At 70.8% G+C, this 23330-nt stretch carries 16 protein-coding genes and 1 pseudogene; 8 read left to right on the plus strand and 9 right to left on the minus strand.

Annotated elements, in window-relative coordinates; all coding sequences use genetic code 11:
• Nucleotides 1–171: 171 nt before the first annotated feature.
• Genes NB3_RS21315 through NB3_RS21325 form a run of 3 tightly spaced genes read left to right on the plus strand, consistent with a single transcriptional unit; the run spans nt 172 to nt 4749 of the window.
• Nucleotides 172–1098: an alpha/beta hydrolase gene (locus NB3_RS21315; protein ID WP_067806271.1), complete on the plus strand. Its 927-nt coding sequence runs from the start codon at nt 172–174 to the stop codon at nt 1096–1098.
• Nucleotides 1099–1129: 31 nt separating this feature from the next.
• Nucleotides 1130–3037, plus strand: a complete 1908-nt coding sequence (locus NB3_RS21320) for an ABC transporter ATP-binding protein (protein ID WP_084823544.1) — start codon at nt 1130–1132, stop codon at nt 3035–3037.
• Entirely contained in the window at nt 3034–4749 is a 1716-nt protein-coding gene (locus NB3_RS21325) for an ABC transporter ATP-binding protein (RefSeq protein WP_067806273.1), read from the plus strand. Before NB3_RS21320 ends, NB3_RS21325 begins: the two co-directional genes overlap by 4 nt.
• Before the next feature lie 65 nt (nt 4750–4814).
• Here the strand turns inward: NB3_RS21325 and NB3_RS21330 are convergent, their stop codons facing one another.
• Nucleotides 4815–5561, minus strand: coding sequence for a hypothetical protein (locus NB3_RS21330; RefSeq protein WP_067806276.1), 747 nt, complete (start codon nt 5559–5561; stop codon nt 4815–4817).
• A 27-nt stretch (nt 5562–5588) separates the two neighbouring features.
• On the opposite strand from NB3_RS21330, the gene NB3_RS21335 reads away from it, so the two are divergent.
• Nucleotides 5589–8804, plus strand: coding sequence for an ATP-binding protein (locus NB3_RS21335; RefSeq protein WP_169810728.1), 3216 nt, complete (start codon nt 5589–5591; stop codon nt 8802–8804).
• A 3-nt stretch (nt 8805–8807) separates the two neighbouring features.
• Here NB3_RS21335 and NB3_RS21340 read toward each other — a convergent pair whose 3' ends face one another.
• From NB3_RS21340 to NB3_RS21365, 6 genes are all read right to left on the minus strand, one after another.
• Nucleotides 8808–9554: an SDR family oxidoreductase gene (locus NB3_RS21340; protein ID WP_067806351.1), complete on the minus strand. Its 747-nt coding sequence runs from the start codon at nt 9552–9554 to the stop codon at nt 8808–8810.
• Nucleotides 9555–9635: 81 nt separating this feature from the next.
• Nucleotides 9636–10439, minus strand: coding sequence for an ESX secretion-associated protein EspG (locus tag NB3_RS21345; RefSeq protein ID WP_067806279.1), 804 nt, complete (start codon nt 10437–10439; stop codon nt 9636–9638).
• Nucleotides 10436–12976 carry a PPE domain-containing protein gene (locus NB3_RS21350; RefSeq protein WP_169810729.1) on the minus strand — a complete coding sequence of 847 codons (2541 nt, stop codon included), beginning with the start codon at nt 12974–12976 and terminating at the stop codon, nt 10436–10438. The genes NB3_RS21345 and NB3_RS21350 overlap by 4 nt, the downstream gene beginning before the upstream one ends.
• A 57-nt stretch (nt 12977–13033) precedes the next feature.
• Complete coding sequence (locus NB3_RS21355; protein WP_157111933.1) at nt 13034–13507, minus strand: YbaB/EbfC family nucleoid-associated protein; 474 nt, start codon at nt 13505–13507, stop codon at nt 13034–13036.
• A gap of 7 nt (nt 13508–13514) precedes the next feature.
• Nucleotides 13515–13850: a hypothetical protein gene (locus NB3_RS21360; protein ID WP_067806286.1), complete on the minus strand. Its 336-nt coding sequence runs from the start codon at nt 13848–13850 to the stop codon at nt 13515–13517.
• A gap of 24 nt (nt 13851–13874) precedes the next feature.
• Entirely contained in the window at nt 13875–16040 is a 2166-nt protein-coding gene (locus NB3_RS21365; protein WP_067806288.1) for a WXG100-like domain-containing protein, read from the minus strand.
• Nucleotides 16041–16275: 235 nt separating this feature from the next.
• On the opposite strand from NB3_RS21365, the gene NB3_RS21370 reads away from it, so the two are divergent.
• The gene (locus NB3_RS21370) at nt 16276–17379 is read left to right on the plus strand and encodes a hypothetical protein (protein ID WP_067806291.1); all 1104 of its coding nucleotides are present in this window, start codon (nt 16276–16278) and stop codon (nt 17377–17379) included.
• A 155-nt stretch (nt 17380–17534) separates the two neighbouring features.
• On the opposite strand, the pseudogene NB3_RS21375 reads toward NB3_RS21370, so the two are convergent.
• Nucleotides 17535–18449 (minus strand): annotated as a pseudogene (locus tag NB3_RS21375) (RNA polymerase sigma-70 factor).
• A gap of 178 nt (nt 18450–18627) precedes the next feature.
• On the opposite strand from NB3_RS21375, the gene NB3_RS21380 reads away from it, so the two are divergent.
• Complete coding sequence (locus NB3_RS21380) at nt 18628–19113, plus strand: carboxymuconolactone decarboxylase family protein (protein WP_067806293.1); 486 nt, start codon at nt 18628–18630, stop codon at nt 19111–19113.
• 16 nt (nt 19114–19129) lie between these two features.
• On the opposite strand, the gene NB3_RS21385 is transcribed toward NB3_RS21380, so the two are convergent.
• Nucleotides 19130–20095 (minus strand): cation diffusion facilitator family transporter, encoded by a 966-nt coding sequence (locus tag NB3_RS21385; RefSeq protein WP_067806294.1) that lies wholly within the window; start codon nt 20093–20095, stop codon nt 19130–19132.
• Nucleotides 20096–20165: 70 nt separating this feature from the next.
• Between NB3_RS21385 and NB3_RS21390 the strand changes: the two genes are divergently transcribed.
• Entirely contained in the window at nt 20166–22610 is a 2445-nt protein-coding gene (locus tag NB3_RS21390; RefSeq protein WP_169810732.1) for a molybdopterin oxidoreductase family protein, read from the plus strand.
• Nucleotides 22607–23086, plus strand: coding sequence for a hypothetical protein (locus NB3_RS21395; RefSeq protein WP_067806295.1), 480 nt, complete (start codon nt 22607–22609; stop codon nt 23084–23086). Before NB3_RS21390 ends, NB3_RS21395 begins: the two co-directional genes overlap by 4 nt.
• The last annotated feature ends 244 nt before the right edge of the window (nt 23087–23330 follow it).

Below are 23330 nucleotides of genomic sequence, written 5' to 3' on the forward strand. Positions count from 1 at the left end.
CCGCCGGATCGTCGGCATCCGGCGAATCAGTGTGCCGCACAACGCCGTAGATCTCCGTGCTCGGCTACGACGGCCGGCGCAGCCGATCGACGCTCTCGTACGCGCATTCACGTAGACGGTGACTCCTGTCGCCGGAAGCCGAGCGCGCCGGGACGGCGCGACCATCGACGCATGATTCTGGATCCCGAACTCGAGGCCGCTGTCTCCTTCTTCCCCCCGGCCGACCTGAGCGACCCCGGCATCGCCCGGAAGCATCTCGCCGAGCTGGCCGCCGCCATTCCGGTGCCCGACATCGCGGGCATGTCGATCGAAAATCGCACGGTACCGGGCGATGTCGAGGTGCCGATACGGATATACCGGCCGCGCCGGACCGAGGGCGGCGCCCTCATCTGGCTGCACGGCGGTGGATTCGTCATGGGCGACCTGGACACCGAACATCCGTGGGCCACGCTGCTGGCGAACGACTCCGGCGTGACGGTGATCTCGGTCGGCTACCGCCTGGCTCCCGAGCATCCGTTCCCCGCCGCGCACGACGACATCTACGCGGTGCTGACCTGGACCGCCGAGCACGCGACCGAGCTCGGCGTCGACCCGGCGCGGATCGCGATCGGCGGGCACAGCGCGGGCGCTGGGCTAGCGACCGCGGTCGCGTTGCGTGCCCGAGACGAGCAAGGGCCGCCGATCCGCTTCCAACTGCTCAACCAGCCCGTCCTCGACGACCGTCAGCTGACGTGGTCGGCGCGCGCTTTCACCGACACCCCCTTCGTGACCCGGGCGAAAGTTGCCCAGATGTGGCAGCACTACCTTGCCGCCACGCCCGCGACACCGTACGCCGCACCGGCGCGCGCCGAGGATTTGTCCGGCCTGCCACCCGCCTACATCGCCACCGCGGAGTACTGCCCGAACCGCGACGAGGACATCGAGTACGCGCTGCGCCTGCTGCGCGCGGGCGTGCCGGTCGAGCTGCACCAGTGGCCCGGCACGTTCCACGGATCGCAAGCGATCCGGTCCGCCGGAGTGTCGCAGCGCCAGAGCGCCGAAATCGCCGCCGTGCTCCGCCGCGCGCTGGAACCGGCTACCGGCTCGAAAACCGCCTAGGCGCAGCGCGATCGGCCGAAAGGGGAGAACCATGACCACCATCGACCTCGCCGAGGCGAGGAAGCAGTCCACACCACCCCCGTCGGACACCGGCACCACGGCGCCGGGAAGGGCGACCGTGTCGCTGCGCCCGTACCTCGGCGGGTTCGCCGCGGTAGTCGTCACGCAGATCATCGGCGCCGTCGCCGGTCTGGCGCCGTTGCTCGCGGTCGTCGAACTGGGCCGGACGCTGTTGTCGCCCGGACCGGTCGATCACGGGCACGTCCGGATGATCGTCATCGCGGGTGCGGCCGGGTTGTTCGTCCGGCTGCTGTTCACGGCCGCGTCGTCCGGAATCGGGCACCTGCTCGACAGCCGGGTGCAACTGATGTTCCGCCGGGAACTGGCCGCGCGGTTGGGGCGGGTGCCGATCGGCTGGTTCTCCGGGCGTGGCACCGGTGAGCTGGCGAAGATCGTGGGCAAAGACGTCGGCACCGTGCACCCGCTCATCGCCCACACCCCCGGCGAGCTCGTCGCGGCATTCGTCGTGCCGCTGGTGTCGCTGATCTATCTGTTCACCGTGGACTGGCGGCTCACCGTGGTCACGCTGATACCGGTGGCGCTTGCGGTGGCGCTGGTGCCCTTGATGATGACCTCCGCCCGCTTGCGTGAGCAGAAGGAGTTCGATGCGGGGATGGCTCGGATCGCGAGCGCGACCGTCGAATTCGTGCAGGGCATCCCGGTGGTCAAGGCATTCGGCTCGGGTGAACGCGCGCACCGGGAATTCCGCGCGGCGACAGACGATTTCACGAACTCCTTCCTGCGTATGGTGCGCGGTCTGGCCGGGCCGGGCGCGGCGATGCAGGTGGTGCTGTCGCCGCCGTTCGTGCTGCTGGTCGTGCTGACCGGTGGCGCGGTCCTGATCACGGGCGGCGCCATGGCCCCACCCGACCTGCTGCCCTTCCTGCTGCTCGGGCTGGGTTTGACCGCTCCGGTGGCGGCGCTTGGCCACGGCTTCGACGATCTGCAGGCGGCCCGGCGCGCGGTCGGCCGGATCCGGGAAGTGCTCGCGGCGCCGGAGCTGCCGGAGCCTGCGCGCCCGGTCGCGCCGCGGGGACACCGGGTGGAACTGCGGGACGTGCGGTTCGGTTACGACACCGAGCACGAAGTGCTGCGCGGCATCGACCTGGTGCTCGAGCCGGGGACGGTCACCGCGATCGTCGGGCCGTCGGGAAGCGGGAAGTCCACGCTTGTCCAGCTGCTTCCCCGGTTCTTCGACCCCACCCACGGTGCGATCCTGCTCGGCGGCGTCGATCTGCGCGAGCTCGGCAGCCGGGCGCTCTACCGGATGGTGTCCTTCGTCTTCCAGGACGTGCGGTTGCTGCGCGCGTCGGTCGCGGACAACATCGCGCTGGCGGTGCCGCATGCCGGCTTCGACGACGTGGTGCGCGCCGCCCGGCTGGCGAACATCCACGATCGGATCCTCGAACTGCCGCGCGGCTACGACACCGTGCTCGGTGCGGAAGCCGAGCTGTCCGGCGGTGAAGCGCAACGGCTTTCGATCGCACGCGCGCTGCTGGCCGATACCCCCGTGCTGGTGCTCGACGAGGCCACCGCCTTCGCCGACCCGCACACCGAGCGGGCGGTGCGCCGAGCCCTGGCGACGCTGGACGGCGAGCGGACCATCCTGGTCATCGCCCACCGGCTGGAAACCATCGCCGACGCGGACACCGTCGTCGTGCTGGAGAACGGGTCGATCGTCGAGCGCGGCAAGCCGGGCGAACTACTGGCCGCTGACGGCCGGTTCGCCGAATTCTGGCGATCCCACCGGCCCGCGCTCACCGAGAAGGCCGAATCCATCGGCAACATGCTGCGGCGCGAATTCGGGTCGTGGAGCGGGCAGAGCCTGTCCGCGCGATCGTTCGCCGACCAGGCACCGCGAGGGAAGGAACCCCGATGATCCGAATGTTGCTGCGCGTGCTCGGACACGAGTACGCCCCGGCCGTACGCCGGACCGTGGTCCTGATGACAGCGACCTCGGTGGCCGAAGGGTTGTCCTATGCCCTGCTGGTGCCGGTACTGCGTGCCCTGCTCGGGAGCACGCCCGCCGACGCCCGGCCGTGGCTGATCGCCTTCGGGGCGGCGATCGCCTGCTATGCGGTGCTGCGCTATCGCAGTGATCTGTCCGGTTTCCTGGTGGGAACCACGTTGTTGCGCGGGGTCTATCACCGTTTCGGCGATCATCTGGCCCGGCTGCCGCTCGGTTGGTTCACCGCCGGACGCGTCGGAGAGGTGTCGGTCCTCGCCAGCGAGGGTGTGCTGCAGGCGATGAGCGTGATCGCGCATCTGCTGGCGCCGATGATCTCCGCCTGCGTGACGCCGCTGACGATCGTCGCCGTGCTGCTCGCCTTCGACTGGCACATGGGGCTGGCCGCGCTGGCCGCCGTCCCGGTGGTGGCGGCCATCCAGATCTGGACCGGACGTGCGATGGCCGCCGCCGACGCCGACCGCGTCGAACGCGCGGAGGAGGCCACCGCGAGGGTCGTCGAATATCTCCAGGCGCAGCCGGTGCTGCGCGCCGGTGGTCGCACGGCCGAACGATTCCGGTTGCTCGACGACGCGCTGTCGGGACTCGAGCGCGCCTCCCGCCGCGCCGTGCTGGCCGCGCTGCCCGGCATGGTGGGCCTGACGCTCACCGTGCAGGCGATGTTCACCGTGCTGCTGGCCCTCGGCGCCTACGTCGCGCTCGGCGGGAACGCGGGCGCGGCGGAGATGCTGGCGATGCTGGTGCTGGTCGCCCGCTGCGCGGATCCGCTGCTGTCGCTGTCGGAGATCGGTGGCAAGCTGCGCAGCGCCCGGACGGTGCTGGGCGGCCTCGACACCGTGTTGCGCGCCGAGCCGCTGCCCGAACCGCGCGAACCGATCCGGCCGGTCGGCCACGATCTGGCGTTCGAGTCCGTCGTGTTCCGGCACGGCGACCGTACCGTGCTCGACGGCGTGTCGCTGTCGGTGCCGGAGGGGCGGCGGGTGGCCGTCGTCGGCCCGTCCGGCGCGGGCAAGAGCACACTGCTGCAACTGCTCGCGCGGTTCTACGACGTGGACGGCGGCGCGGTGCGCGTCGGCGGTGTGGACGTGCGGGCGATCAGCACCGAAGCGCTGATGGAACGGATCGCCGTGGTGTTCCAGAACGTCTACCTGTTCGACGGCACGATCGAGGAGAACGTGCGTCTGGGCCGTCCCGGCGCCGCCGAAGCCGAAGTGCGGGCGGCGGCGACCGCGGCCGGGCTGGACGAAGTGATCGAGCGGCTGCCCGGCGGGTGGGCGACGAACGTCGGCGAGGGCGGTGCGCTGCTGTCCGGCGGTGAGCGCCAACGCGTCTCGATCGCGCGGGCGTTGCTGAAGAACGCGCCGATCGTGTTGCTTGACGAGGTGACCTCCGCGCTGGACCCGGTGAACGAGGCCGCCGTCCACGACGGCATCGAACGGCTGCTGGCCGGCCGCACGGTGGTGCTGGTCGCGCACCGGTTGCGAACCGTCCGACGGGCCGACCACATCGTCTTCCTGGACGACGGCCGGATCGTGGAAGAGGGCAGCCACGACGAGTTGTTGCGCCTCGGCGGCCGTTACGCCGACTTCTGGGAGTTGTCCACGGTGGGCGCGGCCGCCGAATGAGCGGGGACGTCCGCACCTCGGCGCCGCCGCCGCGGTGCGGACATCCCGGCTCGATCCGGTCCCGATCACTGGGTGCGCTCGTGCTCCGCCGCCACACCGCGGGCCGCCCAGCGGCGCAATCCCGTCGGGCGGCGCAGCATCAGCACACCGATGGCAGCGACGGCGATGCCGCGTGGCGCCTCGTAGATGAATCCGGACAGCCCTTGGGTGGCGGGAATCGGCAGGAAGAAGCCGACCATGCCGAGCAGCGTGAGCACGGCGATCCAGCGGGGAATCGCGTTGTGGCGCAGCAGACTCGCGCCGAGCAGGCCCATACCGGCGAGCATGACCACGCCGCCGATCGAATTGAACAGGGCGAACGCGGTCGTGTCGATCATGTTGTCGTTGCCGGCGATGAGGTGCGCGGTTCGCGGATCGGACGCGAACGGGTAGGCGACGAACAGTTCGACGGTGAGATGACCGGTCGCGGTGACGATATTGCCGAGCAGGTAGGCGACCGTGCCGGCGAATCCGGCCGGGCCGATACGCGGTCGCAGCCAGGCGTACATGCCGGGCAGGCCGAGTACGAGCAGGACGGTGCCGATTCCGAGCAGGGTCTGTGCGATCGGCGTGCCGGGACTGGTGAGCGCCTCGACCGAATGGCCCTTGCCCGCGACGATGGGATGCAGGGTGCCGCCCGCGATGCACAGGGCACCGCCGATGGTCAGCGCGGCGCCGCACATCCGCAGTACAGTCTCGCGAGAGGGGCGGCCCGCGACGGTCCGCTCGTCGCCGGTGGTCGCGGTTGGCAGGAGTGCTTGCGTGTGTGTCATGAGCCAAGGGTCGGCGAGGGCGCTGGTGTGACGCTGGTGCGCGGCCGGTCCGGCGCCGACGCACCCGCCATCGCGGTGCTCGGCCCCTTGGAGGTGCGCGGCCCGGACGGAGCCCGCATCACCATCCCGGCGCGCAAGCACGCCGACCTGCTGATCGTCCTCGCCGCCGAACGCACCACCCGCAGCGCGGATTATCTGTGCGAACTTCTGTGGCGGGGCAATCCGCCCGCGAGCGCCCTGGTCACCCTGCAGGGCTACGTGTCGCGGTTGCGGCGGGCGCTGAAGCCGGTGCCCGAAGTCCGGATCGAGACGAGTTCGAATGGTTACGTGCTGCGCTGCGGCGGATCGGGCACCGATCTCGACCTGCTCGACGTGCTGTCCAGGGACGCCAGAGCCGCGCACGCCGACGGTGACGTGGCCGGCGCCGTCGGCCTCCTGGAACGCGCGTTGCGGCTGTGGCGCGGCGACGCGCTGTCCGATGTCGGCGACATCGCCGAACTCGCTCCGGAACGGGCGCGTCTGGACGAATTGCGCGGTGAACTCGTGCAGATGTGCGCCGAGGGCTTGCTGGTGCTGGGGCGGGCGCGGCACGCGGTCACGCTGCTCACCGAGGAATGCGCGCGGCATCCGCATCGGGAGGGCACGGCTCGCCTGTTGGCGTTGGCGTTGCGCGACTGCGGACGGGTCTCCGAAGCGCTGGATGTCCTCGTGCGGTTGCGGCGCACGTTGCGGGAGGATCTCGGGCTCGATCCCGCGCCCGACACCGCGCGGGTGGAGAACGAGATCCGTAATCCGGCCACGCCGTCGGCGACTCCGGTGGCGGGACGATCCGCCCTGGTCGGCCGGGAGGACGTCGCCGAGGTCATCGACCGCGCCAGGGAACGGTCGCGGCGCGGGCTTACCGTCGTGACGGTGCGCGGCGCGCCCGGCATCGGCAAAACGGCCGTCGTCGAAGACGCCGTGCGACGCCACGGCGACCCGGCCTTCTTCACCGCGGGCAGCAGCGGCGTCGGCCCTTCGGCGCAGGCGACGCTGACGCCATGGCTGGATCAGGCGGCGCTGGCAGGCCGCGCGGTCCCGGACATCGCGGGACCGCGTGCGCTCGCGGCCCTGTTCGCGGACGTGGCGCGGGAGACCGGCCATGTGGTCGCGGTCATAGACGACGTGCAATGGGCCGACCCGGACTCGGTGCGGACGATCGCGGCGGCGATGCGGGTACTGCGCGCCCATCCCGTCCTGCTGTTGCTCACCGTCCGGCCCGAGCCGCTTCCGGCCGAGGTGGACGCCGCCGTGCGCTTGCTGCGCCGCGCGGGCGCTCATGTCGCGGTCGATCTTTCGCCGCTGCCCGACGCGGCGATGGAGGAACTGGTGCGCGCCGAGGCAGGTGCGGCCCGTCCGGCGGTGCGCGCCCAGATCGTCGAGTTGAGCGGCGGCAGCCCCTTCGTGGCGGCGCAACTGTGCGATCTGGTCCGGGCGGGACGCTCGCTGGACGCCGGGGGCGCCGCCACCGAGATCACGGCGGCGAAACTCGGCACGGTCTCACCGTCGGCGCGCGCGCTCGCCGAGGTGCTGGCCGTCATCGGACCGCGAGTCCCGATCGGACTGGCCGCCGCCGCCGACGGCGCGCCGCGCTTCGACGACCGGATCGGTGAACTCGTCGCCGCGCGCGTCGTCACGGTGCGCGACGACGCCGTCGTCTTCGGGCACGAACTGGTGCGCGCCGCCGTGCTGGCCACTCTCGGCCGGATCCGAAAGGCGCTGCTGCACAAGCGCATCGCGGAGGCGCTCGCCGACCTGCGGCCCGGCGCGCTCACCGCGCAGGCGTTGCATCGCAGCGCCGCGGCGCTCGATGCGCTCGACCCCGCGGCCGCCCACGCTTGCGCCGCCGCCGCGCGGGACGCGTTGTCGCGCGACGCGGCCGGCGAGTGCGCCGAGCTGGCCGCCCGTGGCATGCGCCACGCCGATCCCGGCGACGCGGAGTTGGCGATCGAGTTGGATCGGCTGGCGGGGCAAGCGCACAACCGCCTCGGCCACTACGACGAGGCCGCCGCGTGCTTCGACCGGGCCGGGCGGCGATGTGGTGAGCGCCGCGACTGGCCTGGGCTGGCGCGGACCGCTCTGCTGGCCGCGCCGCGCGGGGTGGCCGGGTACTTCTCCGGATACGGTGTGGTGCAGGCGGGTTCGTCGGGGCTGCGGGCGCGGGCGCTGGCTCATCGCCTCGACCTCGACGCCGACCTGGTCGCGGAGGTGGAGGCGATCGAGGCCGCCGATCGCGCGATTCACGGTATCTCGGGCGATCTCGACGCCCTGGCCGAGGCGCGGGCGCGCAGCGCGCCGGGCAGCCGGTCGTGGCCGCAGGTGCTGCTGGCCGAGTTCGTGTGCACCTGGGATCCGGTCACCGTGGCCGACCGGCGCAAGATCGCCGAGGAACTCGAGGAACTCGCCGGTCACGACCGTGCGGTCCGGGCGACGGCGGTTCATCTGCGGCGGGTCTGCGCGTTGGAGGCGGGCGACATGCGGCTGGTCCGCCGGTTGTCGGCCGAGTTCGAGCGCCTGGCCGCCGACGGCGGCACCGACCTCGCGGCCACCCAGTTGTGGTGGCAGGTGATGCTCGCGGTGCTGCGCGGCGACTACGCGCGGTCCCAGGAGCTGATGACGCGCTTCGCCGCCGACCTGGGAACGGTCGACGATCGGGCCCGGCTGCTCGCCGAGGTCTCGGTGCTGACGAGCAGTTCGATCGAGTTGTGGCACCGCGGACGACTCGGCGAAGCACTGGCCGAGGCCGACCGCATGGCGGAGGATTTCGACGAGGACTTCGCGCTCGTGGTCGCCATGGCCGCGGCGGAACTGGGCGACCACGAGCGCGCGATGGCGTCGATCGAATCGATCGTCGCCCTGCCGGGGAGGTGGCACGGCCCGCGCGTCGTCGTTCGGGTGCCGCTGCTGATCGAGGCGCTGCTCGCGGTGGGGCAGCGCGCGCCAGGGCAGCGCGACCGGGTGGTCGAGCTCACCGCCGGACTCGAACCGCTGACCGAGGGGTGGGGCGAGACATTGCTGGTGCAGTGGCCGGGACTGGTGTGTCTCGGTCCGTCCGGGCTCTATCGCGGGACCGCACGCGGAATCCTCGGTCTTCCCGGCGCGCGGGAGGAAGTCGTCGCGGCACGCGACCGCGCGCGGGCGCTCGGCGCACGGCCATACGAGGCGCGCGCCGATGACCGGCTGACCCGATGGCCGTTCGCCTGAGAACTACGCCGAGTTCAGCTTCTCCAGCCACTCCCGGTAGTGCGTGGGGGCCACGCGCGCGTCCGGGCCCGCCGTGAGGACATCGCCGGAGACGGCGGCGAACATGCCCGCGGTGTCGTCGGTGACGACGGTCCTGCTGTCGTGGCGAGCGGCCAGGGTGAGCCTGCCGAGATCGTCGAGTCGGAAGACCTCGGGACCGGCGACATTCCGGACTCCGCCCAGCGGCGCGCCGGTGGCGACCTCGACGACCGCGTCGACCACGTCCGCGGCGGCCATCGGCTGGATCGGGGTGGCGGGCAGGCGCACGGTGTCGTCGTCGGAGGTCCAGGACAGCACCGCGTCCATGAACTCGAAGAACTGGGTGGCGCGCACGATGGAGTACGGCGTCGGGCCCAGCCGCAGCAGGTCCTCCTGCAAGGTCTTGGCCCGGTAGTAGTCCAGTTCGGGCACCCGGTCCACGCCCACGATCGACAGCACGACCTGATGTCCGACACCGGCCTTCTCACCGGCATCGAGCAGGTTGCGCATGGAGATGCGGAAGAAATCCACCGACGCCTCGTCGAAGGTCGGCGAGTTCGCCAGGTCGATGACGACGTCGGCTCCCTCCAGCGCCCGGTCGAGGCCCTCGCCGGTGATCAGGTCGACGCCGGTGGACGGCGCCGCCGCAACGGCCTCGTGCCCGGCCGCGGACAGCTTCCCGACCACCTGCGAGCCGATCCGTCCGGTGCCGCCGATGACTGTCAGTTTCATGGTTCTCGCCTTTCCCGGCGCGGCGGGCACGCGAGCCGCGATTCACGCAACCGTTACCGGTTCGTTCGGTCGCCGTTGTGCTCACTCCTCCGTTTCCATGTGCGAATCCATCCGCGCGAGGATCTCCTCGATCCGGTCGCGCACCCACAGGGCCAGCCGGTCGCTGCCCATCGCGGTGGCGATCGGCGCAGGGTGATCCAGGGGCATTACGTAACGTCCGTCGTCAGGTAGGTCCCGCCACAGCAGGCCCGCTTCGATCCGTCCCCGCGGGCCGTACTTCGAGCGGCCCTGCAGCACCTTGACGATTCCGGTGCTGACGGCGGGGGTGTCGAAGAACGCCGCGCTGCGGAACACGTCGTCGTCGGCATCGTCGTCGTTGTCCGAGATCGTGGTGGCCGAGCGGTCGGGCTCTGGCTCGGGCCGGGCGGCCGGGAGCGCGAGACGGATGGCGTCCAGCCCGCCGGCCCCGCAGCGGGGAAGGAGCCCGACCACCGTGTCGGCCAAGGCGTGCGGATCGCATTCGAAAGCATCGAATCCGCCGCTGTGCGCCAGTGTTTCACCCGGCCGCTGGGTGATCACGTACCCGCGCGCCCGGTGCCGGACCGCGTGCACCCTGGTGCGCGTTTCGGGGTTGCCGAAGTCCTGGTCGTTCCAGGCATGCGCGACGAGGAAGACGTCGGGTTTGGCGATCGCGCCCGCCAAGGCGTCCAGATCGTGGTCGAGCCACCGCAGCAGCCGCTGCCTGACCTCGGCCTTCTCCTGCTCGTAGTCCGCCGCCAGCCGCGTGCGGCTGGTGAAGACGAACGGCGCGGGCAACTCGCCCTGCCTGACCTCCTCGCAGAGCAGGTTGAACTCCAGATCGGTGAATTCCCACAACCGGTTCACGAGTCGACCACCGGCTTCACGCGGTCGGGCGCGGCGCCGATGGCATCATCGAGATGGACTTTGGACTGCAGGAACCTGGCGGGCTTGTGTGCGGTGTTGCCCTGCCCGGCGCCACCGCCCGCGGCGCCTGGCGCTCCCATCATGGGCGCGCCCGCGGGCACACCGTCCGGCCGCGCACCCGCCGCGACGGCGGGATAGACCGGGGCTTCGGCACCCGGCAGCGACGCACGCGGAAACAACTGTGCGGCACGGGATTGCTGCGTCGGATACTCCGATAGTCCGGCTTCCACTCCGGTTCCTCGACCGCCGGGGGCCGAGCCGGCCCCACCCGCTCCCGCAGGGTCGACGGGCGTGTGCCCGGCTGCGAGCGCGTCGGGATCGAACTGCCGCAACAGTTCCTGCAATTTCTCCGCGCCCGGCAGCGTGCTCCCGAATCGGGTCAGTGTGTCCACCCCCTCGGTCAGCGCCTTCCCCAGTTGCCCGAGGAATTCCCGGCCCGCGGAGGCGAGCGAACCGGCGCCTTGCGCCACCCCTGACGCGGTGTCCTGCGCGGCGAGACCGGCGCCGGCGGTGGACGGGCCGTCCGTTCGGGTCGCCGCCGCGAGCGCCTGCTCGTCCAATGCCAGGGGGAGGTTCGCCAGGACCGACCGCACACCTGCCGGGTCCACTCCGCTGAGTTCCGACAGCGCGTTCTCGTCGACGACATCCGGGACGCTGTCCAGGATCGAGCGCACCTGCTCCGGCGGCAGCCCGGTGAGTTGCGACAGAGTGTCCTCGTTCAGCAGCCCAGGGAGGTTGTCGAGCACCGACCGCACCTGCGCGGGGTCCGCGCCCGTCGCCCGTGCCAGCGCGTCTTCGAGCGACGCCGGGTCGGCGCCGGAAGCCGTGCCACGTGGTCTCGCCGGTGACCCGCCGGACGAGCCGTCCGTCCCGGAGGACATGCGCGGCAGGGGGACCGAGCCCAGCGAGGGCACCTCCGGCATACCGCTGCTCCCGGCGGATTCGGGTTGTCCACCGGATGACACACTGCCGCGCGGCAAGGCCGAGCTTCCCGACCCACCGGACCCGCGGGCGGGCGCCGTGCTGCCCTGGGATTCGGCGGCGCCGCCGAACCGGCCCGCGGGACCCGAACCGGCCCCGCCGGCCGTCGATCCGTCTTCGGACTGCGAGCCGAGCCCAGCGGCTTCGTAGCCCGCGGGCAGGGAGCCGCCGCTTCCCGGCGAAGCGCCCGCGGTCCGCGTGTCGGCGCCGGGGAGACCGGCCCCGGAACCGGGACCGGCGCTGTCGGAGCCACCCTGTCCGGCTTCCAGCCCCTCGCGGTAACCGTCTCGGTAACCCGCCTGATAGTCCTGGCCGGGGTTCTGGTTGCCGGTGCCTTGGTCTTCGTAGCCGGTGCGCTGCCTACGGCCCGCGGTCGTCCGATCCTGCGCTTGCTCGTTGGGGTTGTCGCCGGGCGCGTTCTGGTTTTCACCCGGCTGGTTCTGGTTGCCGCCCGGTTGGTTCTGCCCCTGCCCGCCGGGCTGCGGTGTGGCGATGGGCCCGTTGACCACCGGCATCACCGACACGGTGTTCTTCATGCCCTCGCCGTAGTGCTTCTGCCACTCGTTGCGGTACCGCCGGGTCACCCTCCCCGGGCAGCAGTCCCCTGGGTCCGGTGTCGCGGGCATGCTCAATTTGGTGAGGTGCAGCCACTGCGCCGTGTAGTCCAGGTTCTGGCTCATCGCGATCATCGACGTGATCAGCGGCTGCACGCCGTCGGAGTAGGACCGGACCGCGTCCGCGGCCGCGGCGGCGCCCTGCCCCTCCCACGCCTCCGTACCGGCGGAGATCACGGTCACGAAAGTGTTCAACCGGCCGAGCAGGTCGTTGGCCAGGCTGTGCCAAGTGCCCGCGGCGGCGAGCACCGGTTGCGGATCGAGATCGCGTCCCAGCTCGTACAGTTCGGCGAAGCTGAGACTGTCCTTGTTCTCGATGTCGGCCGTGACACCGGAATCCTTCGCGCCCTGGTAGTCCTTCAACGAGGAGGGGAAACTCTCGGCGTTCGCCTTCTCGACGTGGGTGTTGCCGTCCCCGTCCGTCCAGGTGAAACCGCCGCTGGGTTTGTCGAATTCGGCGTCGGGTGCACCGGGGGCCTTCTTGCCCGGCGTGTAGGGCGTCGCCTCGGTCGGCATCTTCAGCGCGCTGAGCGCCTTGAAGGTGTCCCCGGACTCCCCGTCGGTCTTCGTGTACGCCTTGCCCGCCGCGATGTAGGTCTCGCCCATGTCGGTGACGATCTTCGCGTGGTCGCTCAGGATCGTGTGCAGGCGAGAACCTTTGCTGGTGAACGCCATCGCCAGCTGCGTGCCGGAGGTCAGCGTGCCGATCGGCGCGAAGTTGTTCAGGCGCAGGTCGGTCACCGCGGCGGCCATCCCGAGCAGATCGTCGACCAGCTCCGCGCAGGCCTGGGCCGCGGCGAGGGCATCGGCCGGGTCGAACTTCAGATACCCCGCCTTCGCCTGGTTCTCCAGGCCGGACCACGTGTTGGATTCGAGGGCCATCGTCATCTTCCTCCGCCGGGGATCCGGTCCCCGCTCCTTCGGATGTGCACCGCGACGTCAGTCGTCGTTGTCGGCGACCACCGACCGCGGTCCGGCGCCGCCGGAATCGTCGACGGGCCAGCGTGCCGGATCGGGCGGCGTCGTCGGCGGGGCGGGCGCGGTCGGCATGAGCGAACCGAGATCGGGAGCGCCTTCGACGATCTCGGACAGCTTCGGCAGCGCGTTCTTCCGTTCCAGTAGCGGCGCCATCAGGTCCCTGCCGCGCCGGGCGACCTCCGCCGACGCCTGCTGCACGGCCGCCGTCAGGTTCTCGGCGATCTCGTCGAGGCTCAGATCGAGGACGTCGTCGGCGAAGCTGGTGGCGATCAGGATGCCGTCGGCGTTCACCGTCACCTCGATGCGCTTGTCGCACGCGGTCACCGTCGCGGTGAGCTGCGAACGCTGCTTCTGGAGTTCGGCGATGCCGCGCAACTGCTCGCCCAGCCCCTCCAGCATCGTGGCCATGTCCGCGTGCAGACGTTCGTTCACCATGTACCGCTCACCCACCCAACTGTCCGCCCGACGCCTGGTCGGTGCCGCTCAACGAGTCAGCGGCCTCGCGCTGGCCCTCCGACATGTCGTGCAGGGTCCGCGCGGCGCCCGTCGCGCCGTCGAGCAGGTTGTTGCGCGCCGCCTGGTAGCCCTTCTCGCCCTCGGCGAATTTCCTGCCCCGTTTGTCGTCGCCCCACGGCATCGTGGTGGCATCGGACTCGATGCCGCCCAGAGTGTTCCGGAGTTTCTCGGCGATCGTGGTGACCTTGGTGGACAACTCCCCGGTCAGCTCCGATGCCCGGCGCAGCTTCTCCGGGTCGATCTCTACCCGATCGGCGGCCATGGCACTCCCTTCGCTGTCGGCGGTCTAGAGGGTGAAAGAAACATCGACGTCCTCAGGGCCTGCGGTGGCGGCTTGTGTGCCGGCCTTCGGGGACGGGGCCCCTGGCAGCCAGTCGCTCGGCTGCGAGGCGCCGCCGGGAGGTGGCTGGAAGGGGCCGGGCAACGGCTCCACCGACGGCCACTGTTTCGGACGCGTCTTGCCGCGCACGTCCTTACCCTCGCCGAGGAACGGCTCGTCGGCGCCGGTGGCGATCGGATTTCCCTGCGTGCCGGAGGAACCGGTGACCTGCGAACCCGCGGGTCCGGTGCTCCCACCGGACGGCGGGTGTCCGCTGGGGGCGGGCGGTGTCGGACCGGGGGACGGGGACACGAGCGAAATCTGCGCGGCCCCGGAAGATCCCGATCCCGTGTTGCCGGGCGGCGGGCTTCCGGTCGAGCCCCAGCCGTCCACCGACGACTCCCACGAAGTGGGGGGCCGACCGGTGAAGTGGCCGGACCCGCCCGCCCCGGAACCGGTGGAGTAGCTGGAGTTCGATCCCGTCGAGGAGGAACTCGTGCCGACAGGGTCGTGGTAGACGCTGTGGCCTGATCCGGTGCTGATGGTCTCGGGTGTGCCAGGGCGGACGGATGGACCGCTTCTGCTGTAGGTGGTTGTGGGGTCGTGGTACACCGTGTTGCCGGACCCGGTGCTGACAGAGTCCGGTGTGGCGGATCGGACGGATGGTCCGCCTCCGCCGTATCGACTGGTGGCGTCTTGGTAGACGCTGTGGCCCGATCCGGTGCTGACGGTGTCGGGTGTGCCGGGTCGGACGGATGGTCCGCCTCCGCTGTACTGACTGCTGGCGTCGTGATACACGCTGTGTCCAGAGCTGCCCGAGTGAGTGGACGCGGCACCGCCGCTGCCGACAGCGGAGGCCGGGCGCGAGTTACCGGATGCCGAGCGGTTGGGATGCGGCGCGGGAGTACCGGTGGAACCGGCGACCGTGGACGCCGCGGGCGATGACCCTCCCGAAGGTGCGCCGGCCGACGCGCCGGTGGCCGTCGACGCGGGCCTGCTCCCGCCCGCGCCGGTGTTCGACGCCGACCTGCTCCCGCCTGTTCCGGTGGACGACCCGTCGTGGACCGGCGGGCGTCCGGTGTTGCCGGTCGAGGGTTTCGGCATCCACACGTAGGAGCGGATGTCCCCGCGCCCCGGCGGAATCGGTGTGCCGAGCGCGAATCCGCCGCGCGCTCCGCCGACCAGGCCGCCACGCGCGATGCCGCCGACCCAGCCCGGTCCCGACGAGAACGACGACCAGTCGCCGGTGACCGCCCCCGCGGCCACGTTCCCGAACACGGTGCCGACCGCGCCGGAGGCGCCGCCGATCACGACGCCGCGACCAACCCGCCCGAACGCGTTGCCGAGGTTCTTGCCCGCGAACCTGTCGATGCCCTTGCCGAGATACCGGCCTGCCTCGCGGCCGGGGATCACGCCGGCGACACCGGCGAGGATGGACAGTCCGAACTCGCCGCCGTTGAAGTGGCGGCGCTTGCCCGCCGCCAGTTGGCCGACCTGCACCGCTCCGTTGATCGTTCCGGTGATGGCGGCGGCCTCGATTGCCCGCACGCCGTACACGCCGTAGCCCTTCGCCGTCGGCAGCACCGGCCGCAGTTGCACCGCGCGGGTCCAGAAGTGCCGCTTCACCGTCGGGGCGCCGAGCCGGGCGGCGATATTCGTGATGATCTTCTGGACGAAGTCCTCGAACACCTTGAGGAAGGACCGGGTGGTGGTGATCGCGGCCGCTTCGACGGCGGGCGCGGTCGGCGGAAACAGCCAGGCCCAGAGGATCTCGAGCGCGAGCCAGGCCAGGGTGACGATCACGGTGATCTTGGTCGCCTGGATCTCGGTGCCCATGTCGAACGCGCTGTCGCCGACGGTGCTCATCAGTTTCGCCAGCGCCTCGAGGGATTGGTCCCCGGTGCGCAGGACGTCGTAGCGGGCGCCCATCGCGGCCCCGCCTTCCCCCTGCGGGTACGCCGACACCGTGGTCTGCTCGGCCTCGTCGATGGCCGTGAGTAGCGCTTCCAGTTCCTTGCTCGCCGTCTTCCACGCCTCGGACGCAGCCCATGCGGCGTCCTCGTCACCCTTCGGCCAGGTCGTGCCTGCCACCCAGGCCAGCCACTGCAACCCGTCGGGCAGGTGGAGGGTCACCGTTGCTCCACGGTGGTCCCGCAGCGCCCTCTCGGAGTGCTCCCCACGTTCGCCTCCTCGGCGGTCGACGTCATCGGATTACACCGCAGGGAGTTGAACCTTCATCAAAGACCGGGCGAACTCTGGTCGGGCGCAGCATGAATCGATCGTCCGACCTCGAAAAGCCGTTTTCGGCAGCACCATTCGTTTCCCGTGCGGTGGTAGCCTCGCGCCGCGAACGAGGAGGTGCCACGTCGTGACCGCAGCCGAGCAGTCGTCCGCGCACGGACCGACGCCACCGGATCCGGCGAGCCGGCGGATCGCCGAATCGCTGACCGGGCTCGCTCCGCGGGGCGACCACGAGATCCACGCGGTCTTCGTGCTGACGGTCGCCGCCGAGCTGGCGTCGGTCGTCGCCACCGACGCGCAGGGCGGTACGGTCCAGATCCTGCCTCCGGAGGAGGTGCTGGCGTTGGTCCGCACGCATCGGGAGGCGTCGGCCGCCGAGCCCGGCGGGCCCTGGTGGCGGTATCTGCTGCTGGTGTCGGCGTCCGGTGAAGTGCGGACCGACTACGACTACGGCGACGAGCCGTTCCCCGAGGACCACCTTTTCCCCGCCGAGGTCTATCGAGCGGATCTCGAAGTGTTTCCGCGGGACCGGCTACCGGTGTGGCTCGCCGCCCATATCGGGCATGCCGATCGGCAGTCGCGTCCCGCGGAGACGGCGGCCGCAGCGCAGCCGGGCACGGCGGTGGAAGAGGAGGGTCTGCCCGCGCTGCCGTTGCTGGTGGCGCGCTGGGCGGTGCTGTCGGCGGCCTTCGTCGCGGTGGGCTCCCCGTGGGGTCCGCGGGTCCTGCCCGCGCTGGGCTTGTTCGAAGGGGCCGAGCGCAGCGGTTCCTCGCTGTGGATCGTGCCCGGCGAGCGGGCCGTGCTGTCCGGCGGCGTGTGGAACGATCCCGTTCTCGACGCCGTGTACAACGCCGGGGCGCCGATGCCGGACCTCTACATGGGCGCGCCGGCGTGGGTGGCGAATCCGCTGTTGAACCCACGCGCGGGCATCGGCCTGCTGTCCTTTTGCTACTGGTGGGATGGCGGCCGGTGGTTCCGTGGGGCCGCACCGCCCGCCGCGGAGGTCACCGCGGCCGTACCCGCTGTGTGGAGCGGGGAGAACACCGCCGCCGTAGTGGCCGAGCTGGTCGAGGGCGAGCCGGGCACCCGGGCCCGCGAGGCGGCGCTCGGTCTGGTGCTCGCCGCCGAGCGCGGGGAGATCGATCGCTCCGCGCTGGCCGAGGTCTTCGGCGCCGGCGATATCGAGGACGCCTACCTCCAGCTGATCATGGCCGGAGTCGCCGGCGGGTGAAGGGGTCCGCGCAGACCAGGTCGCCCGGCTTCGCCCCCGAGTGTCCGGCCCGAGGACGCCGCTGGCCTACTGTCGGCGCGCAGGAGTCCCGGAGATCAGGAGCAGTCCGGCCCGAGGAAGCAGGAGCGGTCCTGCGCGGTGTGTCAGGCCCCTCGTCAGCGGCACAGTGCCGTTTCGCGCTGCATGCGCGACAGCTTCTCCGGGTTGCGCACGGCGTAGAGCCCGGTGACGAGCCCGTCGTCGATGCGAAGCGCCAAGACGGTGTCGATCTCGCCGTCGCGCCGGAGGATCAGCGCCGGATACCCGTTGACCAGCGCTGGTTGCCTCGACACCGCGGCGAGCCTGCCCAGCCCGGCCGTCAGCGTACGGGCCACGTCGTCCGCGCCGAGCACGGGCGCGAGCGTGGCCTGCACCACGCCGCCACCGTCACCGAGCAGGACGACGTCCGGCGCGAGGATGTCGAGCAGGTGCCGTAGATCGCCCGTGTCGATCGCTCGCTGGAACGCCTGGAGGGCGTCGCGCGTCTCGGCCGCGGAGACGACACCGCGCGGTCGCCGGGCCGCGACGTGCGCCCTGGCCCGGTACGCGAGCTGGCGGACCGCCGCCGGGCTCCTGTCGACGGCGTCGGCGATCTCGTCGTAGCTCAGGTCGAACACCTCGCGCAGCACGAACACCGCCCGCTCGATCGGCGTCAACGTCTCCAGCACCAGCAGCATCGCCATCGACACGCTGTCGGCCAGCTCGACGTCCTCGGCCACGTCGGGCGCGGTGAGCAGCGGCTCGGGCAACCAGGGGCCGACATAGAACTCCTTGCGCCGCCCGAGCGTTCGCAGCCGGTCGAGCGACTGGCGGGTGACGATCCGGACCAGTTAGGCACGCTGATTCCGGACGGTGCCGAGGTCGACGCCCGCCCACCGCAGCCAGGTCTCCTGCAGCACGTCCTCGGCGTCGGCGGCCGAGCCGAGCATCTCGTAGGCGACGGTGAACAGCAGGTTCCGGTGGGCGACGAACGCCGCGGTAGCCGGGGCGGCGCGGTGGTCGCCGGGCGTCTTCTGCGCTGTGCCTGCCATGCGTGGCTCCTGTTCCCTTTCGGCTGTGTCACCCAGCAGACGCCGGCCCCCGCCGTCTCGTAACACCGACGGACAGTGGCACAGGTCACGTCGGGCCCGCCGTTACAAGGCCAGGGCCGCCGACGTCTGGTGTTCGTTCGGTGCACAGCACACCACCACCACAAGCGAGGACCACCTCATGGAAACCCGGATCAATCTCAACGACAGCGCACTCGGCGCGAAGATCGGCAAGCGGTTCGCCGGCACCAGCATGGCGATCCTGCAGTCGACGGTGCCGAAGACCACGCTGGAGCTGATGCAGTTGCGCGCCAGCCAGATCAACGGCTGCGGCTGGTGCACCGATGTGCACAGCAAGGATCTGGCGGCGGCCGGTGAAACCACCGTCCGGATCAACCTGGTCGCCGCCTGGCGCGAGTCCAGCGTGTTCACCGAGGCCGAACGGGCCGCGCTCGCGCTGACCGAGGAGGGCACCCGCCTCGCGGACGCCCACCGCGGTGTCTCCGACGACACCTGGGCCGAGGTGCGCAAGCACTACGACGACGACCAGATCACCGCGCTGGTCTACCTGGTCGCCATGATCAACGCGGCCAACCGGCTCGGCGTGATCACGCGGATGCCGGGAGGTTCCTACGAGCCCGGCATGTTCGACGCCGTCACCACCTGATCGGCGGAATCACCCGCTACGTGTCGTCCTCGGGAGCGGCGATCGTCAGAACCGCGTCGGCGATGTGCGGATTGCGTTCGAGTTCTCGTTCGAGCGAGCGCAGCGTGAGCGCGATGCTCGATTCGGCCGGATCGCCGACCAGGTCGACGCTGGCGACGAGGAAGACCTGCCGGGGCCCGACATACTCCAAGCGCACGAAGCGCACCGCGGCCACTTCCGGCATTTCCTCGATGCGGGCCGCGGCGGCGGCGCGGAGTTCGGGCGAGGCGGGCTCGCCGGTCAGGAAGCGCCGGTTGCGGTCGATGAGCACGACGGCGATCACCCCGAGCAGCACACCGACGAGCACCGAGCCGAGCGCGTCCCAGACCGCGGCGCCGGTGAGCTGGTGCAGTCCCATTCCCGCGAACGCGATGACGATGCCGATCAGCGCCGCGCTGTCCTCGGCGAAGACCGCGCGCAAGGTCGGATCGGAGGTCTCCAGCACGTACTCGAGGATGTCCTGATCGAAGCTCTCGGCCTCGCCGCCGAGCTGCCGGGTGGCCTGCAGCCACGAGGTGCCCTCCAAGAGGAAGGCGATCCCGAGCACGAGGTAGGCGATCGCGTAATCCTGTCCGCTTCCGCCTTCGTGCAGCAGTTCGGTGATGCCGTGCCACACCGACACTGCGGCGCCCGCGACGAAGAGACCCACCGCCGCGAGCAACGACCAGACATACGCCTCGCGCCCGTACCCGAGGGGCCGTTTCGCGTCGGCGGTGCGAGTGCTGCGCCGGTTGGCGACCAGGAGGAAGACCTGGTTGCCGGTGTCGGCCCACGAGTGCGCGGCCTCGGCGACCATCGATGCCGAGCCGGACAGCGTCGCGGCGACCGTTTTCGCCACCGCCACCGCGACGTTGGCGCCGAAAGCGACGATCACCGTGCGCGTGCTCTCCCCACCGGCGGTCGGCGCGGACTTCTCGTCGTGGAAGGCGTTCGCTCGCTCCATCTACGCCAGTCTGGCACGAACCGCCCTGACTCCGTTTGCCACACCACATGCCGGGTATGCGCGGGTGGTGATCAGGCATGACCGCATAGCCGAACCCTGGGGCCACCGGACACCGTACGAACCAGGGGAGCCGTGGCCGGTCCGCGTGGACATGCATCTGGCCGACGGAGTCGACGAGCAAGACGTCGAGAAGTGGGTGCCCTCGGCGTCGATCCTGCACAGCAATGGCGACGCGATGGACATCGCCGTGCGGGACGGCGGCATCGTCGGGGTCCGCGGACGTGCGGGAGACCGGGTCAACCACGGTCGGCTCGGACCGAAAGACCTGTTCGGGTGGCAGGCGAACGCCTCGCCCGACCGGCTGACGAAGCCGTTGATCCGCGTCGGCGGGCGCTTGGTGGAGACCGACTGGGACACGGCGATGAACCGCATCGTCCGGCGCAGCAAGGAATTGCTCGCCGAGCGGGGACCGAGTGCGCTGGGTTTCTACACCAGCGGACAGCTGTTCCTGGAGGAGTACTACACCCTCGGCGTGATCGCGCACGGGGCGATCGGCACCAACCATGTCGACGGCAACACGCGGTTGTGCACCGCCACCGCGGCCCAGGCCCTCAAGGAATCGTTCGCCAGCGACGGTCAGCCCGGCAGCTACACCGATGTCGATCACGCCGACGTCATCGCGCTGTTCGGACACAACGTCGCCGAAACCCAGACCGTTCTGTGGACGCGCATGCTCGACCGCCTGGCCGGAGCGAAACCGCCCGCGTTGCTGTGTGTCGATCCGCGCCCGACACCCGTGGCCAAGGCCGCCACCGTGCATCTGGCTCCGCTGCCGGGAACCAACGTGGCGCTGATGAACGGCCTGCTGCACGAGATCATCGAGCACGACTGGATCGACCGCGACTACATCGACGCCAACGCCGTCGGATTCGACGAATTGGCCGCGGCGGTAGCCGAATACACCCCCGAGCGCGTGGCCGAGATCTGCGGTGTCGCCGCCGCGGACGTGCGCAAGGCGGCGGAATTGGTCGGCACCGCACGGCGGCTGCTGTCGACCGTGTTGCAGGGCTTCTACCAATCCCACCAGGCGACGGCAGCGGCCGTGCAGGTCAACAACATGCACATCGTGCGCGGGATGCTGGGCAAGCCCGGCTGCGGGATATTGCAGATGAACGGCCAGCCCACCGCCGAGAACACCAGGGAATGCGGAGCCGACGGCGACTTGGCCGGCTTCCGCAACTGGGCCAACGACGAGCACGTCGCCGAATTGGCGAAGCTGTGGAACATCGAGACCCACCGCATTCCGCACTACGCGCCCCCGACGCACGCGATGCAGATCTTCCGCTACGCGGAGCAGGGCACGATCCGAATGCTGTGGATCAGCGCCACCAACCCTGCGGTGTCGCTGCCGCAGTTGTCGCGCATCCGGTCCATCCTCGCCCAGGAGAGACTGTTCGTGGTGGTGCAGGATCTGTTCCGCACGGAAACGGCCGAACTGGCCGACGTCGTCCTGCCCGCCGCGACCTGGGGCGAGAAGACCGGCACCTTCACCAATGCCGACCGGACGGTGCACATCTCCGAGAAAGCGGTCGATCCGCCGGGCGAGGCGCGAGCGGATCTGGACATCTTCCTCGACTACGCCCGGCGCATGGACTTCCGCGACAAGGACGGCGGCCCGCTACCGCCGTGGCGCGACCCGGAATCGGCGTTCGAGGCGTGGAAGAAGTGCAGCGCGGGGCGGCCCTGCGACTACACCGGGATCACCTACGAACGCCTGCGTGGTGGCGGCATCCAGTGGCCCTGCAACGACCGGTATCCCGATGGCGCCGAGCGACTGTACGAGAACGGCGAGTTCTTCGCTGCCCCGCGATACTGCGAAAGCTACGGCAAGGACCTGATCACGGGAACGCCGGTGGAACCGACCGAGTACCGCGCGCTCAATCCCGACGGCAAGGCGATCATCAAGGCGGCCCGCTTCGTGCCCCCGCACGAGCAGCCGAGCGCGGACTATCCCTTCGCGCTGATCACCGGCCGCACCCTGTATCACTTCCACACCCGCACCAAGACGGCTCGCGCGCCGCAGTTGCAGGCCGCCGCGCCGCAGGTGTGGGTGGAACTGTCCAGCCGCGATGCGGCGGAACTCGGTGTGGCGGAGGGCGATATGGTGCGGATCTCCTCGCCGCGTGGCGCGATCCGGGCACGGGCGCGGATCACCGGCATCCGTGCGGGCGTGCTGTTCGTGCCGTTCCACTACGGCTACTGGGACCAGCCGGGCGGCGAGCACGAGCACCAGCGGGCAGCCAACGAAATGACCGTCACCGACTGGGATCCCGCCTCGAAACAGCCGATCTTCAAGACCGCGGCCGCCCGGCTCGAACGGCTCGCGGGCGCACACGGGCACCCGGCGCCCGCGCCCACCGCCACCGCGTCCGCGCCGACCACGCCGGGCATCGCCGCCACCGTGGGCGGCAGCGCGGCGCTCGACGACGAACTGCTCGAGGTCCCGAACCGATGAAACTCCGCATCGCGCTGCGCGAACTGCACCGATCCGAACGCAAACTCGCCCGGGAGTTGTCCGGGATCGCCGCGCGCCACGTCACCGAGCACGAGGTCCGCCACGTGGCCCTGGATATCCGGCGCTGGTCGGTAGACCACATCGCCGCCCTCGCCGACGTAGGCCGCCGATACGAACTGAACCTCCGGTCGGAGCCCCGCGCCGAGACCTTCGGCGCGGGACTGCAAGAGCGCGTGAGCACGCTGCTGGGCCGCCGGCCGGAACCGGCCCTGCTGCTGCTGGCCGATCTGCGTCGTCTGCACCGCGTCGCGGCCGGTGTGTCCTTGGACTGGGAACTGCTGGCCCAGGGAGCCCAAGCGGCACAGGACATCGAATTGGTCGAACTCTGCCGGCGTTGCCACCCGGAGACCTTGCGGCAACTGCGCTGGGCGAACGGCATGCTCAAGACGCTGTCGCCGCAGGCGTTGGTGAGCTGACGGCCCTCGCCCGCCTGCGGTGATCGACAGCTCCGGCGCCGATGAATCGTTGTGCCCTGAGGTACTCGCGCGGGCGACGGACCACCGCGCCGAGCGCGCGGTACCGAACGGAACTCGAGTAGTGGCTCGCTGATCGGCCCCCGCGGTTCCGTCGCCACCAGGCATCGACAACCGGCATCGGGGATAACCCGTTGTGTATCGGTACGCTATACAGCGGCGGATTGCTGGCTCTCCAGCTGCACGC

It is taken from the genome of Nocardia beijingensis NBRC 16342, from assembly GCF_001612785.1.
GTDB classification, from domain to species: domain Bacteria; phylum Actinomycetota; class Actinomycetes; order Mycobacteriales; family Mycobacteriaceae; genus Nocardia; species Nocardia beijingensis.

Coding starts and splice junctions, on each gene's coding strand:
- NB3_RS21315 (WP_067806271.1), top strand. CDS start 172: ATGATTCTGGATCCCGAACTCGAGGCCGCTGTCTCCTTCTTCCCCCCG.
- NB3_RS21320 (WP_084823544.1), top strand. CDS start 1,130: ATGACCACCATCGACCTCGCCGAGGCGAGGAAGCAGTCCACACCACCC.
- NB3_RS21325 (WP_067806273.1), top strand. CDS start 3,034: ATGATCCGAATGTTGCTGCGCGTGCTCGGACACGAGTACGCCCCGGCC.
- NB3_RS21330 (WP_067806276.1), bottom strand. CDS start 5,561: ATGACACACACGCAAGCACTCCTGCCAACCGCGACCACCGGCGACGAG.
- NB3_RS21340 (WP_067806351.1), bottom strand. CDS start 9,554: ATGAAACTGACAGTCATCGGCGGCACCGGACGGATCGGCTCGCAGGTG.
- NB3_RS21350 (WP_169810729.1), bottom strand. CDS start 12,976: ATGGCCCTCGAATCCAACACGTGGTCCGGCCTGGAGAACCAGGCGAAG.
- NB3_RS21355 (WP_157111933.1), bottom strand. CDS start 13,507: ATGGTGAACGAACGTCTGCACGCGGACATGGCCACGATGCTGGAGGGG.
- NB3_RS21360 (WP_067806286.1), bottom strand. CDS start 13,850: ATGGCCGCCGATCGGGTAGAGATCGACCCGGAGAAGCTGCGCCGGGCA.
- NB3_RS21380 (WP_067806293.1), top strand. CDS start 18,628: ATGGAAACCCGGATCAATCTCAACGACAGCGCACTCGGCGCGAAGATC.
- NB3_RS21385 (WP_067806294.1), bottom strand. CDS start 20,095: ATGGAGCGAGCGAACGCCTTCCACGACGAGAAGTCCGCGCCGACCGCC.
- NB3_RS21395 (WP_067806295.1), top strand. CDS start 22,607: ATGAAACTCCGCATCGCGCTGCGCGAACTGCACCGATCCGAACGCAAA.